The sequence below is a fragment of the Pedobacter terrae genome (assembly GCF_036946585.1).
GTDB lineage: Bacteria > Bacteroidota > Bacteroidia > Sphingobacteriales > Sphingobacteriaceae > Pedobacter > Pedobacter terrae_C.
Genome location: NZ_JAQIIV010000008.1, coordinates 126690 through 140934 on the forward strand (window position 1 = coordinate 126690; position 14245 = coordinate 140934).

Genomic DNA, 14245 nt, shown 5'->3' on the forward strand with positions numbered 1-14245 from the left:
CCCATACCTTTTTGAAATTCAGGGTCGGTGGGCAATATGAATGTATTTTCTTCTCTCTCGTAAATCATTGCAGTACAAAGTTAAGAGTTATTTAGATTAATTCCAATCAATTTACATTCCTGATAGATTTAAAATTTTAGATATGACAATTTTAAAGGCAATTTGTAATTTAGCGAACTAACCAAAAATTCATAAAATGATAAATAAAGTGGTATCTGGAGCTGAAGAAGCTATCAAAGATATATCAAATGGTGCAACCCTTATGCTTGGTGGTTTCGGGCTTTGTGGGATTCCGGAAAATTGCATAAATGCCTTGGTAGCGAAGGAAATTAAAGAACTAACCTGTATATCAAACAATGCAGGTGTTGATGATTTTGGCATCGGCTTAATGCTGAAACAACGTCAGGTTAAAAAAATGATTTCTTCTTATGTAGGCGAAAACGCCGAATTTGAAAGGCAATTACTAAGCGGCGAGCTTGAAGTAGAGCTGATTCCCCAGGGAACTTTGGCTACCCGCTGTCTTGCTGCAGGATACGGTATGCCCGCAATTTTTACACCCGCAGGTGTAGGTACTGAAGTGGCAGAAGGAAAAGAAGTGCGTAATTTTGATGGTAAAGATTATTTGATGGAATATGCATTTGATGCTGATTTTGCTATTGTTAAAGCCTGGAAAGGAGATACCGCAGGGAATTTGATCTTTCGATCCACCAGCCGGAATTTTAATCCTGTAATGGCCATGGCAGGTAAAATTACGATTGCGGAGGTAGAAGAACTGGTTGAAGCTGGTGAATTAGATCCGGATCAGATTCATACCCCAGGTATCTATGTTCATCGCATTTTTCAAGGCAACAATTATGAAAAAAGAATTGAACAGCGTACGGTAAGGAGGTAAAAAGTCGGAGTCCTAAGTCGGTTAATAGATGCCGATTATTAACTCATTCTATCACTTAACATTCAATCAATAAAACTATGTTTTCAAAAGAAGAGATTGCGCAGCGTATCGCTAAAGAAATAAAAGACGGATATTACGTAAATCTTGGCATTGGTATACCTACGCTGGTGGCCAATTATATACCAAAAGGAATTAATGTAGTATTGCAATCAGAAAATGGCTTATTGGGCATGGGGCCGTTTCCCATTGAAGGGGAGGAAGATGCCGATTTAATAAATGCAGGGAAACAAACCATTACCACTTTACCAGGATCATCTACTTTCGATTCAGCCATGAGTTTTGGGATGATCCGCGCACAAAAAGTAGATTTAACCATTTTGGGTGCCATGGAGGTGTCAGAAAATGGAGATATTGCCAACTGGAAAATTCCGGGTAAAATGGTAAAGGGAATGGGCGGAGCAATGGATTTGGTTGCATCAGCTAAAAATATTATTGTAGCCATGCAGCATATCAATAAAGCAGGAGAAAGTAAGTTGTTGCCAAAATGTACCTTGCCGCTAACGGGGGTTAAATGTATCAAAAAAATTGTAACTGAACTGGCAGTGCTGGATATTTTACCTGAAGGTGGTTTCAAACTTTTAGAAAGAGCTCAGGGTGCGAGTATCGAATTTATAAAACAATCCACCGCTGGGAGGTTAATTGTTGAGGGAGAAATTCCTGAAATGAGATTGGATTGATTAGTGGTTTGTGTAGCCATAAATCACGGCGATTGACTCTATGGAATGATCGTCATTCTCGCGCAGGCGGGATCTTAATACATTTGTAAGCCTATCATGGCATTACGATCAAGTTGGGAATGACGATTCCTTAGAAAAAGAAGTCAGGTTTTAAAAACTTGACTTCTTTGAAGTTTACTGTATATCAACCAGAACACTATTTCTTAAACCACTCGAAATATCTTCTGTGATGGCGATAATTTCATCAGGCTCATTAGTATTATTCATCACTACCTTATTGCATTGATTGCGGTAGGGAAGCAGATATTCTTTATAAGCCGGCACTACATGATTATGCCATTTGTAAAGCACATCGTCTTCCGGATAACCACGTTCCAAACCATCGCGTTTAATACGGCGGTCTAAAGCAATCTGCTCATCCGCATCAACAAAAATGGTATGATCTAATAATGCAGCAATTTCCTTGAAGTGAAGAATGAAAAGTCCTTCAACAATAATAATTGGAGCTGATTTAATTTCTAGGATTTTTACAACTGCCAGTGGATTGTTAAAGTTGTACTCCTTTTTATAAACCACTTCACCGTTAATAAGCTGTTTAATATCTCGCAGAAACTGTTCGCTATCAATGGTTGAGGGGAGGTCAAAATTGTATAATTTATTTTCTTCCTGCGTCATATCTCCAGCCGGAATATAGTAATCATCCTGCGATACGAGTGTGACTTCATCCTGTTTAAAATGATGAAGAAAGCAGTTTAAAAAAAATGTTTTACCCGATCCACTACCACCGGCAATACCAATTATAAATGGTTTCTTGTTCACACTCATTGAGCACTATATGTTAAATTGCAGAAAAAACGTTTGTCTAAAGCACCTAATGAATCGGCTACTGCTTTAGTCATTACAATGATAACATCTTTTGTAGATTCGTTTTCTGTAAATTTACCAACAACTTTTGCAAAGGTAGTGCGGTTAGTCATCGGGTTGGTAATCTTGATTACCCTGCCTACAGGTGCTGTGCGGTGTAAAACCAACATTTTAGTTCCGTCTAAATCCTGGTCTGCAATCCATACTGCGGTTCCTTTTTCTTCGATCTGGCTCAAGCCGTATACGCTTGGATCGCGACGGAGTTTAGGGTCCTTTACCATGGTACTATCTGGCTCATTTTCCTGCTCTTCTTTTGATAGATCATTCACCGATCTGGGTTGTGGTGGCTTAGGAATAATCAATTTCTGATCAACCTTAATATTGTTATCATCCAGTTTATTTGCCGTTCTGATTTGGTAAGCGGTTAGATTGTATTTTTTAGCAATCGAAAAAATGTTTTCCCCGGTAGCTACGGTATGGATAAAACTTTCGTCTTTAGTGGCTACAGGAGCTTCTTTCGTTATTGTTGTTGTTTCGGTCTGTTTTTCCTTAGGTACCTGCACATCAGTAATAATTCCTCCAGGTACTTTTAAGACCTGGCCGATAGTAATGGCATTATCAGGCAGGTTGTTCATTTTTCTAATCTGGTAAGCCGTAACACCATATTGCTTGGCAATGGTAAAGATGGTTTCGTTTCTTAAAACGGTATGCGTGCCTGCTACATCGGTAGGTCTGTTTTCCTGCGCCGGTTTTTCATCGGCAGCCGCTACCACCTTGTTTTCATCAATATTTTTTGTGGCTGGGATTTTGAGCTTCTGCCCAATCCGAAGGTTATTGCCTGAAAGATTGTTTGCCTTTTTTACTTCTTCAACTGTAGTACCATATTTCTCTGCAATTTTTCCTAAAAACTCTTTTGGCGCGACGGTATGTTCGATCACGGTTTGATCTGAAGGAGAAGTATTACTTACAATTGGTTCTGCATTGGTTTTTGCAGGTTGGGTGACAGGTTGTTCAGCTGTTACACCTTGTAGTCCGTTTTTTACAGGTATTTTTAAAACCTGCCCTATGCTTAAATTATTGCTTTTTAGCTGATTTAACGCCTTAATTTCATTAATGCTGGTGCCATATTTTTCGGCCAGCATGTTTAGGTTTTCTTTTGGCTTAATGGTATGCTCAATTACATTATTCACCGTTGCAGAAGTTGTTGCCGTATTCGATGATCCGTTAGCTGCAAAAGGAATATCTGTTGGCACTTTGATGATCACCCCAACCTGTAAATATTTGTTGTTGTTAAAGGACATAATATCCTTTGGAGATACATTGTATCTTCTCCCGATAGAGTAATAAGTGTCTTTTGCTACAGTTTGGTGGACGATAAGTTTTTTGCCATTATTATTTTCTACACCGATAGAGTCTCTTGCTGTATTGGCTTTCGCATTTGCAATGTTCAAGGCAAATAATACAGCAGCAGATAAATATATTTTATGCATTTATTTTGATATAAATTTCTAAATCAAGGAGCGCAATTATACGAATAATATTGCTAAACATCTTATGTTGAACTATTGGCTTGTCAGTAAAAGTAGAATGATTTTAATTTTATTATATTAGTATATTATTCATTTACAAAGCTTTGCAATATCCTTATATTGTTATTTGTTAGCTATTAAACGGTTTAATAAATAACGTATTGTTCAAAAGACGAAATTGAGCAAACTTTTATAAAGCTGGTTTGTTAGGTTCACATCAAAAACATTAAAAATCATAACAAAATGGACGCGAAAGAAATAAGCTTGAATGAAAAAGAAGTTAAACCAGTTGTAGATCTGTTAAACGATTACCTGGCGAATTACCATATCCATTATCAAAAATTAAGAGGTTGCCACTGGAACATCAAAGGGCAGAATTTTTTTACCCTTCACGTTAAGTTTGAAGAATTATATACCAATGCACAGTTAACTATTGATGAAATTGCGGAGCGGGTGTTAACTTTAGGTAAACCGCCACACAGTCGTTTTGCTGATTATATTAAAGAATCGAAAATTAAGGAAGTGGATACCATTGGCATGAACGATTTAGATATGGTTGAAGCTATCTTAGATGATATGGCCACCTTGATCGAGTTGGAACGTGAAGTGATGGAAGCATCTGAGCAGGCTGGTGATGACGGAACAAACGATATGGTAAATAAGTTTATGCAGTTTAAAGAGAAAAATACCTGGATGTTACGTTCTTTCGCTGGTAAGAAATAATATTACTATTGGTAGGTTATTGGCCTTATGTAAGTAGATTAATTATAAAATCTGCCTATATGAGGCTTTTTTGTTTCATAGAAAGTCTAATTATTTATCTTTGGACATGGCATACAAAAGTTTAGCAGCATGTGTTTCCGATCTTGAAAAGCATGGTCATTTGATCAGGATAAAAGAAGAAGTAGATCCTTATTTAGAAATGGCGGCCATCCATTTACGGGTTTATGAAAACAAAGGTCCGGCGATTCTATTTGAAAAGGTAAAAGGAAGTCCTTTTCCTGCAGTTTCTAATTTATTTGGAACTTTAGAAAGATCAAAGTTCATTTTCAGGGATACCTTACCCAAAGTGCAGCAATTGGTTTCGTTGAGGAACGATCCTATAAAAGCATTAAAAAATCCATTCAAATATGCGGGTTCGGCAATGTCGGCTTTGTCTGCGCTGCCACTAAAAACACCTTCCGCTAAAAGTAAGTTTCTGAAAACAACCATTAGTCAGTTACCGCAGATTGTAAACTGGCCAATGGATGGTGGACCCTTTGTTACGATGCCACAGGTATATACTGAAGATATTGAAAAGCCTGGTGTTTTGCATGCAAACCTTGGGATGTACCGCATTCAATTGGGTGGAAACGATTATATTCAGGATAAAGAGATTGGCTTGCATTATCAGATTCATAGGGGCATAGGTGTGCATCAATCGAAAGCCAATGCGCTGGGACAGCCTTTAAAGGTGAGTATTTTTGTAGGTGGCCCACCATCACATCCGCTGGCTGCTGTAATGCCTTTACCAGAGGGTTTGTCTGAAATGACTTTTGCCGGTGCATTGGGCGACAGGCGCTTCCGCTATTTTTATGATGATGAAGGTTTCTGTATTTCTGCAGATGCTGATTTCATTATAACAGGAACCGTTTATCCAAATGAAAATAAACCAGAGGGACCTTTTGGTGATCATTTAGGCTATTATAGCTTAACGCATCCATTTCCTTTAATGAAAGTGCACAATGTTTACCATAAAAAGGATGCAATTTGGTCATTTACTGTAGTTGGTAGACCACCACAAGAGGATACCAGTTTTGGAGCATTGATTCATGAGATTACAGGTTCGGCCATTCCGCAGGAAATCCATGGTTTAAAAGAGGTTCATGCGGTAGATGCAGCAGGCGTTCATCCTTTACTTTTTGCCATAGGTAGCGAGCGTTATACACCTTACTTAAAGGAAAGAAGGCCACAAGAGATTTTAACCATAGCCAATCATATTTTAGGTAAAAATCAGTTAAGTTTGGCCAAATATCTTTTTATAGCCGCTAAAGAAGATGATCAGCATTTGAGTACGCATCATATAGAAGATTTCTTAAAACATGTATTGGAACGGGTAGATTTAACCAGGGATATTCATTTTTATACCAATACCACCATTGATACGCTGGATTATAGTGGTGATGGACTAAATAGTGGATCAAAGGTGGTTATTGCAGCGGCAGGAGAAAAAAAACGAACGTTATGGAGTGCGCTTCCAGAAGGAATAAAGCTTGGCGATGGTTGTTATCAATCACAGCTCGCTATTCCTGGAGTTTTAGTAATTGAGTGTGATAAGTACCTTAGTGCGGAAAAGACAGCTGCGGAAATTGCTAAGTTAAATATAGCTTTAATTGATCAAGATCTTTCGGGCCTACCCCTTATTGTACTAGCTGATGATGCCGAGTTTGCCGCTACAAATATTGATAATCTGGTTTGGGTAACTTTTACAAGAAGTAACCCGGCAGCAGATATTTATGGCATCAACGACTTTACCATCAATAAACACTGGGGATGTAAGGGACCGATGATTATTGATGCGCGAAAAAAGCCCCACCACGCACCTGAGTTGATTAAAGATGCAGTGGTTGAGGCTAAGATTGATGAAATGAGGAAAGAGGGTGGGGCGCTCTATGGCTTCATATAATGAATTCAGTTTATTTATTATTTATTACTTGAGTAAGATTTAATGAATAACCTAGCTGCATCTGCGAAAAAGCCTGGGACTTATCGTTAATATTAATGTAATGATTGTAGCGGAAGAATAGTTTACTTCCAACATCTCTTTTTCCAAAATACATTAAGCTAATACCTGGAACAACCCAATGCTCTGTATGGCTATTTTGTATTGATGAACTTTTTTTAACGTTGTTCAAATAATAAGGCAATGCGAGGCACATGGAAAAGTTTTTACGACGACTAAATGTAATTGTTGGTTCAGTATACCATTGGTTTTGCGTAATTGTGCGGAATGCGGTGTCAATTACAGTTTGGGCCAAATCTTTAAAACCTGTTTTGAAAATTTGCGAACCTATTACATTATAGCCTATATTTAGTTCCATAGTATTATATAATAAAATGGGTACAGGTGGTAAATATCCTTTGATTAAATTAAGTTTTACTCCGACTTTGTAATTTGCGCGTTGTAGAAGATCCTTTCGATTTATAATGTCTTGATTACTGATTTCTGTTCCTTTAAATTCACTGTCGAATTTTGATAAGCCACCTTGAAAAGATATATAATTTGCATAAACGATTGAGGTTCTATTAAAGGGGTGTGTATTTAGCATAAACTTTGCATCGGCAGTAAACTGGGCTATTCCATTTGGTTCGCCACCAATTCCTTTTATGTCAGTGAAGGCAGCGATATTAAAATACGTATTTATAGAGGACGATTCCTTTATTAGATAAATTTTGTCGCCTTTCACGGATGGCAAAGTGATTTCAAATTCTCCGTAAACGGCATCAGTATATGAGCTGATTGGTGTATAGCGAATTACATCTTTAAGTAGTAAATACGACGTTTCGCCTCCTTCTTCTAAAGGATCTGTAGTCGTAAACATTTCTTTATACAATTTTTTTTGTGTGGATTTTTCAAAGTGCAGAAGATCTGTAATAACTATTCCATTTTTATCATTTGTTTTCCCGATATTCCCCTTATTTCTAAAAACACCTTTATCAGTTGTTACAATAATTTCTAATATTACGCCTTGAATAGTATTGATATGCACCTTTTTAATTTTAGCGCTTATAATTCCTTTTGATGTGTGGATACTTGTGTTATCCAACATTTCTATGATTGCTACAGTTTCAGAGCTGTCTAATTGATTAGCTATTGATGCACTTGTTAATTCTAAAGTTTTGTCTGCTTTTTTTAAGGAATTTTCTTTTATCATTAATAGACTATCTTTCAATTTATTGCTCGACTTTAATGTATCAGCGACTTTTGTTAATGTGTCAATCTGCTTCCTTGCTATTTCTATTTGCTTATTTAATTTGGCTAGTATACTTTCTTGTAAATTTTTAGCCTGTTCTAATTTACTGTTTTGGCTAAGAAGGTTTTCATTTTGCTTTTGTGTTCTTATTTTAATCTTATTCAAACTCTTTATTGCTCTATCTAAAGAATCGATATTTTTTGCATTGATATCTTTTTGCGCAATCAAGTTTGAAATATTGCTCTGAATACTGTTGATGGTTTCTTTAGCTTTATCGAGCTGTTTCGATTTCTGTCCAATTGATGTGTCAGCTTTGCCGATAATTTTATCAGCCTTTTTAAAACTGGTATCTATTTGGGCATACATCTTTTGTAAGAGTGCAATAGAAAGTACTATTGTTAAAAGAATTACCTTTTTCATAATGTCAATCGTAAATTTGAATTGTTTGGTTAAGAGAATTTTGAATATTTATTAGAAAGAATTTTTATCCTACCATTTTCTAACCCAAAACTACTCTCGAAACTCGACTTAAATCAAGCGTGAAAACATTGGAATTTATACGAGTGAAAAGCGCAACACCCTACCGTGAAATCACCGTATTTTAAAATAAACAAATGAAAAGGACAGAACGAAAAAAGGTGATTAAATGCGTTATGGCTTGTTTTTTATGCAGGTAAAGTCTTGACTTTCTAGCTGATGCATGGTTTGAGAATTTTTAATTTCAAATTTACATCGTGTATATTTAGGTATAAATTACTTAATAAACCTCAAACTAAATTAAAAGCTATGGAACCATTACCAAAAACATTTGTTACCAAACAAGAAAGTAATTATCGAGAACTATGGTTCAATAATTACAAGTATCCAATACTTAATGTCATCACATCCTTGCAGGAAAATGAACAGGAAACCAGAAAAATAGATTTTGCAAATATTGATGCAGCAATTGATTTTTTTACCAAGTTATCCGATGGGCTTAAAAAGGATGATGGCGTCAGAGTTTATTTTGCCTCTCCATCAATAGATGGAAATGTGTATAAAGATAAATGTGGTATACTTACACTCATTTTTGTGAAAACTACTGGCGTAAATAACATTGATGATGGAAATTATTATGCTTTCAATGGTAAAACCTTCGATAAAATTGAGGAGGATCAAGCCAGACTTTGGGTGCACAATTATCAAAATATAAAACGTAGCATTCTTTTTGAAACCCTATCAGACAATGACCGAACTAACTTTATTCATGAAACAAAGCATGTGTGGTTTAGTGCGGAGCAGATGACACAAACTCGTGATGAAATGATATACCAAAAAGGAAAGGCCGGAAGTATGGTAACTGGCTTCGGTATCCGTTTTGTATCCTATACTAACTTGGCCTATTCGTTTCCTAAACCGGTATCTGGAGCTGAAGATAGAAAACAGCGTTTAACCATCGGCTTTACATTTATGAACAAGAACAGGGATATTGGTATTGAAGATATTGATAGTGAAGAGTTTAGTTATAGGTATGAGTTAACTGTAAATAGATTTATTGGCGATACCTTTGATACCGGAGATCCGACTCCACCTCCATCGACCGATAATATGGCAACACTTGATGTTTCAGATAAATAGTAAATACTTATTTTAGATATATATTTAAATTTTATGTATCTCAAATATTTATATCTTATCTCGCTGGGTGTTTCTTCTATCACGGGTATTTACCAAATAAAAAAAATAACAAAGCAACTCAAAACAGTTGCTTTGTTATGCACTTATACTTTTCTGTTAGAATTGAGTGTTTTTTTATTCAGGCAAAATGTTGGTTATGAGGGAAACATATTACCCCAGTATAATTTTTTTATTCTGGTAGAATTTATGTTTTATGCTTATTTCTTCAAGCAGATTGTTAAGAACATCTATTTGCTAAAAGCAGTAAATTTATTCTTACTTATTTTTCCAGTGCTCTGGTATGTATTTAGTTTTTATTGCTTTAATATATTACAGTGGAGTAGCTATGCTTTTGTATTTGGCGGAACAATCATTATTTTTTTTGCGCTTATTTATTGTTATGAAAAATTAACCTCAAACGAAGCGACATCACTGATAAACGAAGGTGAATTCTGGGTTGCTATCGCTTTAATTGTTTATTATACCTGCGTTGTACCATACATGGGCATGTTTCATTATTTGACTGCAAATTATGAGCAGTTAGCAGTTAAGCTTAAAAAATTAAATCTAATAACCAATATTATCATGTATTTATTGTTTGCTTATGCTTTTTTATGCAAAATGATCAAGATAGAGAAGTCCTCTTTGTAATTATTCCCAGTATTATTATTTTTTTCGCATTGAGTAGTGCGATCGTTTTCTTTATGCTCTATTTTCAGAGAAAGAAATTCCAGTATGCAAAAGAACGGGGAGAACTAGAAAAACAGTATGGTGAACAATTGCTTCAATCCCGCTTGGAAATGCAGGAGCAGACATTTGATACCATCAGCCAGGAAATACACGACAATGTTGGGCAATTGCTTAGTTTGGCTAAACTGCAATTGAGTCTATTAGAAAAAAAAGAAGCAGGCGATAAAGTGTTGATTACCGAGATTAAAGTAAATGTAGGCAATGCCCTTAACGATTTGCGTGATATTGCAAAAAGTTTGAGTACAAGCCGTATTCAGGAGTTGAGTTTGTTGCAGGCAGTTGAACATGAGCTACAGCGCATAAATAGGGCAGAGGCAATTGTTTGCAAAGTTGAGGTAAGTGGTAATGAACATCAAATTGCGGAACAAAAGAAAATAATCATTTTTAGGATTGTGCAGGAAAGTTTGCAAAATATATTAAAGCATGCCCAAGCCACCACAATAAATGTTGTATTTGATTTTGCGGAAAAGCTAAATATCACGATTGAAGATAATGGTGTAGGTTTTATTACGGGTGAAAAAGAAAAAATTGAAACCGGATTGGGACTTATGAATATTGTAAAACGCGCTAAATTGATTATGGGAGAAGCCACAATCAACAGTGTGATTAATAACGGAACAAAAATTACCTTAACTATTCCCTATGTCTGACCAAATTAAGAACATAGCATTGGTTGATGATCACGTGTTATTTAGAAAAGGATTGGCCGCGTTGATTAGCTATTTTCCATCCTACAACATATTATTTGAAGCTGCTAACGGAAAGGATTTTATCAGGCAGTTAAAAATATATGATTTACCTGATATCGTATTGCTTGATATCAACATGCCAGAAATGGATGGATATAGCACGGCTTCGTGGCTACACACCAATCATCCCGAAGTAAATATACTTGCTTTGAGTACCATGGATGCAGAAACCGCCATTATTAAGATGATCACAAACGGAGCCAAAGGTTATGTGCTAAAAGACGCAGAACCTGAGGAACTTAAAAGAGCTTTCGATGAAGTAATCAGCAAAGGATATTTTTATAATGATCTGGTTACCAGAAAGGTGATGCAGTCATTAAGTGCTTTGTCATCCGGTTCAAAGATAGCTGATTTTGTAAAATTGACAGAACGGGAAATGGAGTTTTTGAAATATACTTGTACCGAAAAAACTTATAATGAAATTGCAGCTGAGATGTTTGTGAGTCCGCGCACCATTGATGGGTATAGGAATTCGCTGTGTGAAAAGTTGCAGCTTAAAAGCCGTACCGGCTTGGCTTTGTATGCGGTAAAGCATGGGATAGTTAAAATTTAGAAAGATTGACACGTTGCATAGTAAAAAAAAACGATTTAAATATTTGTGTGCTAATTAGCTTCACCAAAAATAGCAATCAAGTTTACCGATTTGGATTTATTTGAATAATTAAAATAAAAAGCTGATTTTTAAGCATACCAATATTATGCGTTTAAAACCTTGGCTAATTATTTTTTTATCAGTGTTGTTTGGTGTGTCAGCAAGGGCACAAAATCATCAACTCGATAGTGTAGCTACAAACCTGAATAGTTATGGTTCGAATAATCTCCGATCTAGCCTATTTGTGCATTTTGATAAAAACATTTATACCAATAGTGAACAGGTTTGGTTTACGGGTTATTTGTTAAAATCAGTGCTACCTCTCGATAATCATCATACACTTTACATTTCTCTAGTAAATAGCATAGACAGTACTGTTGTATTACAGGAAAGGTTTCTGATACAGGATGGATTTTCATTTGGGAACTTTAATTTGCCTGATTCACTTTTAAGCGGAGCCTACCACTTTGTCGTTAATACAAATATTCAAGCTAATGGAAAGATTGAAGCTATGTTTATACAGCCTGTCTCCATTATATCTAATACAATAAATACGATGGTTCCGCATTTTAGTTTAATAAAGAAGGGCATTCATGCATCTGCTGAAGGTGTACTGCTTAAAGTGTTGACCAGTGACCATCATTTTGTTGAAAATGCAGATATTGCTTACGCGTTTGGAAAGTCGAAAGTGATATCACATGGCCATACAAAAACCAATAACATAGGGGAAGCAGTTATTCCTTATCCAACTGCAAAGATAGATAGCACAAATAATATATTATCTGTAGCTATCAAAAAAAATAAAGATAAAAGGCATATTAAATATGATTTACCTTCTCCGGAAATTAGCATTTATAAGGTTAACTTTTACCCTGAGGGCGGGTATCTTGTTAACGGATTGCCTAGCAGGGTAGGGTTCGAAGTTCGGGATTTAAAAAATTCTCCTGTCCAGCTTAAGGCTTATTTATTCGAAAATAACCTGGCCATTGACAGCTTTTCTACAGATTTAACCGGATTGGGTATATTTAAAATATTGCCAAGGGTTGGAAATAAATACGCCCTAAGATTGATTTCTTCAAATGGCCAAAATCAGTATGAACTTCCCGATATTCTTAAAAGAGGTTTGGTAATGACAGCCGCTGATGCGGTAGTAGACCATGATCTCAGAATAAGCTTACTTGCAACTCACGACACCAAAATTTACGCCGTAATCCATAACGGTAATGAAATATCTCTGCAAAGTGAGCTCGGGCTTGGCGGTGGACTTAGTCAGAAACTACGATTTAATCTTGATTCTGTGAAACCTGGCTTAAACAAAATTACGATTTTAGACGCCGAATTTAAGCCCTTGGCTGAGCGTCTCTTTTTTGCGCATCATGATCAATTGGTTAATCTAAATTTGAAAACAGATAAGGATTTTTATAAAAAAAGAGATAGCGTAAAACTAACGCTCGACTATCATAGGAAAGGATTAGATAGTATAAATGGCTTTGTATCCATATCATGTGCACAATCCAATCGCTTTTCCAGCGTAAATAATAAAAATATTGTCGATTATGTGTTTCTGGAAAAAGAGTTAGTTACATTGCCTTATGATTTTTCTTCTGTAAAAATCAAAGATAAAGCCTATCTAAATAAGGTTTTTTTAATAAAGGGATGGCGTGGCTATCAATGGCAACAGACATCAAACAACGACTCAATTGTTTTTTCAAGTAGTGAAGTTAAAGGTTGGGTGTCAAAAGGGAAAAGTGCGATTAAATCGCCGATGGAATTACATACAATTGCCAAAACCAACATCAATTCCTTTAGTACGGATAGCAGCGGAAAGTTTACCATCCCGTTTTCAAATCTCATTGTCGATGATAAAAGTGATGTTTGGCTAAGCATGAACACCCGAAACCCCGCCATATTTTCGATAAAGATTGATGATCCACTAGCGCAGATCAAAAGCCAGTTGCAACAGACTGCTTTTGGAAATCCGGACAAACCTGTTTCGGGAATGATACAAGATGCAGCGGTAAAAATATCTGCGGGAATAAATTTGAAAGAGGTTATTATTGCAAAGGAAAAAGACAATTTCAACACGGGGGTTTTTTCTAATCAACCCAGAGTGAACCGGTGTGGCGACTATGTCTGTATGTATAATGTTTTAAACTGTGTTAATCATGCCGGAGAATCGGGGAACAGGCCTGCAAAACCTAACGAGCGATATCGTGATCAGGATGGTAATCAGGTTACTTATTTTGGTTGCCAATTAAAGGAGATTGATGCCAATATTTCTATTATAAAGGGTATTCAAATGCCAAAAAAGTTTTATAAACGCGATGTCTCAAATATGGATGAACCCATAAATGCAACAACTATTTATTGGGACCAACAAGTAGCATTGAGCAATACTGGCAAAACATCTGTGTGCTTTACTACAGGAGATTTAACCGGTGTATTTAAAATTGTGGCTCAAGGTGTTACGAATAATGGCCCTATTTATGATGAAATGCTCATTTCAGTCGTGAACCCATAAAA

At 36.1% G+C, this 14245-nt stretch carries 12 protein-coding genes; 9 read left to right on the forward strand and 3 right to left on the reverse strand.

The window, feature by feature from the left end; genetic code table 11:
• The first annotated feature begins 196 nt into the window (after positions 1–196).
• Together PGN18_RS13160 and PGN18_RS13165 are read left to right on the forward strand one after the other, a co-directional pair.
• Positions 197–892, forward strand: coding sequence for a CoA transferase subunit A (locus PGN18_RS13160; protein ID WP_335319964.1), 696 nt, complete (start codon positions 197–199; stop codon positions 890–892).
• Between the two features lie 77 nt (positions 893–969).
• Complete coding sequence (locus tag PGN18_RS13165; protein ID WP_335319965.1) at positions 970–1629, forward strand: 3-oxoacid CoA-transferase subunit B; 660 nt, start codon at positions 970–972, stop codon at positions 1627–1629.
• Positions 1630–1803: 174 nt separating this feature from the next.
• Here the strand turns inward: PGN18_RS13165 and PGN18_RS13170 are convergent, their stop codons facing one another.
• On the reverse strand, positions 1804–2448 hold the full coding sequence (locus PGN18_RS13170) for a uridine kinase family protein (protein ID WP_335319995.1): 645 nt from the start codon (positions 2446–2448) through the stop codon (positions 1804–1806).
• Between the two features lie 2 nt (positions 2449–2450).
• Positions 2451–3983: a muramidase family protein gene (locus PGN18_RS13175; RefSeq protein WP_335319966.1), complete on the reverse strand. Its 1533-nt coding sequence runs from the start codon at positions 3981–3983 to the stop codon at positions 2451–2453.
• 282 nt (positions 3984–4265) lie between these two features.
• Here PGN18_RS13175 and PGN18_RS13180 point away from each other — a divergent pair, with 282 nt between their 5' ends.
• Both PGN18_RS13180 and PGN18_RS13185 read left to right on the forward strand, forming a co-directional pair.
• The gene (locus PGN18_RS13180) at positions 4266–4745 is read left to right on the forward strand and encodes a Dps family protein (protein ID WP_335319967.1); all 480 of its coding nucleotides are present in this window, start codon (positions 4266–4268) and stop codon (positions 4743–4745) included.
• A 106-nt stretch (positions 4746–4851) separates the two neighbouring features.
• Entirely contained in the window at positions 4852–6687 is a 1836-nt protein-coding gene (locus tag PGN18_RS13185) for a UbiD family decarboxylase (RefSeq protein ID WP_335319968.1), read from the forward strand.
• A 10-nt stretch (positions 6688–6697) separates the two neighbouring features.
• Here PGN18_RS13185 and PGN18_RS13190 read toward each other — a convergent pair whose 3' ends face one another.
• On the reverse strand, positions 6698–8395 hold the full coding sequence (locus tag PGN18_RS13190; RefSeq protein WP_335319970.1) for a hypothetical protein: 1698 nt from the start codon (positions 8393–8395) through the stop codon (positions 6698–6700).
• A 366-nt stretch (positions 8396–8761) separates the two neighbouring features.
• Between PGN18_RS13190 and PGN18_RS13195 the strand changes: the two genes are divergently transcribed.
• The 5 genes from PGN18_RS13195 to PGN18_RS13215 all read left to right on the forward strand — a co-directional run bounded on the left by PGN18_RS13195 (position 8762) and on the right by PGN18_RS13215 (position 14243).
• A complete protein-coding gene (locus PGN18_RS13195) occupies positions 8762–9592 on the forward strand; it encodes a hypothetical protein (protein ID WP_335319971.1) in 831 nt (276 codons plus the stop codon).
• A gap of 33 nt (positions 9593–9625) precedes the next feature.
• Positions 9626–10282, forward strand: coding sequence for a hypothetical protein (locus PGN18_RS13200; RefSeq protein ID WP_335319972.1), 657 nt, complete (start codon positions 9626–9628; stop codon positions 10280–10282).
• A 29-nt stretch (positions 10283–10311) separates the two neighbouring features.
• Positions 10312–11031 carry a sensor histidine kinase gene (locus PGN18_RS13205; protein ID WP_335319973.1) on the forward strand — a complete coding sequence of 240 codons (720 nt, stop codon included), beginning with the start codon at positions 10312–10314 and terminating at the stop codon, positions 11029–11031.
• Positions 11024–11683, forward strand: a complete 660-nt coding sequence (locus PGN18_RS13210; protein WP_335319974.1) for a response regulator transcription factor — start codon at positions 11024–11026, stop codon at positions 11681–11683. Before PGN18_RS13205 ends, PGN18_RS13210 begins: the two co-directional genes overlap by 8 nt.
• Positions 11684–11828: 145 nt before the next feature.
• A complete protein-coding gene (locus tag PGN18_RS13215; RefSeq protein WP_335319975.1) occupies positions 11829–14243 on the forward strand; it encodes a hypothetical protein in 2415 nt (804 codons plus the stop codon).
• The last annotated feature ends 2 nt before the right edge of the window (positions 14244–14245 follow it).

Coding starts and splice junctions, on each gene's coding strand:
- PGN18_RS13190 (WP_335319970.1), bottom strand. CDS start 8,395: ATGAAAAAGGTAATTCTTTTAACAATAGTACTTTCTATTGCACTCTTA.
- PGN18_RS13185 (WP_335319968.1), top strand. CDS start 4,852: ATGGCATACAAAAGTTTAGCAGCATGTGTTTCCGATCTTGAAAAGCAT.
- PGN18_RS13175 (WP_335319966.1), bottom strand. CDS start 3,983: ATGCATAAAATATATTTATCTGCTGCTGTATTATTTGCCTTGAACATT.
- PGN18_RS13160 (WP_335319964.1), top strand. CDS start 197: ATGATAAATAAAGTGGTATCTGGAGCTGAAGAAGCTATCAAAGATATA.
- PGN18_RS13180 (WP_335319967.1), top strand. CDS start 4,266: ATGGACGCGAAAGAAATAAGCTTGAATGAAAAAGAAGTTAAACCAGTT.
- PGN18_RS13195 (WP_335319971.1), top strand. CDS start 8,762: ATGGAACCATTACCAAAAACATTTGTTACCAAACAAGAAAGTAATTAT.
- PGN18_RS13165 (WP_335319965.1), top strand. CDS start 970: ATGTTTTCAAAAGAAGAGATTGCGCAGCGTATCGCTAAAGAAATAAAA.
- PGN18_RS13215 (WP_335319975.1), top strand. CDS start 11,829: ATGCGTTTAAAACCTTGGCTAATTATTTTTTTATCAGTGTTGTTTGGT.
- PGN18_RS13200 (WP_335319972.1), top strand. CDS start 9,626: ATGTATCTCAAATATTTATATCTTATCTCGCTGGGTGTTTCTTCTATC.
- PGN18_RS13210 (WP_335319974.1), top strand. CDS start 11,024: ATGTCTGACCAAATTAAGAACATAGCATTGGTTGATGATCACGTGTTA.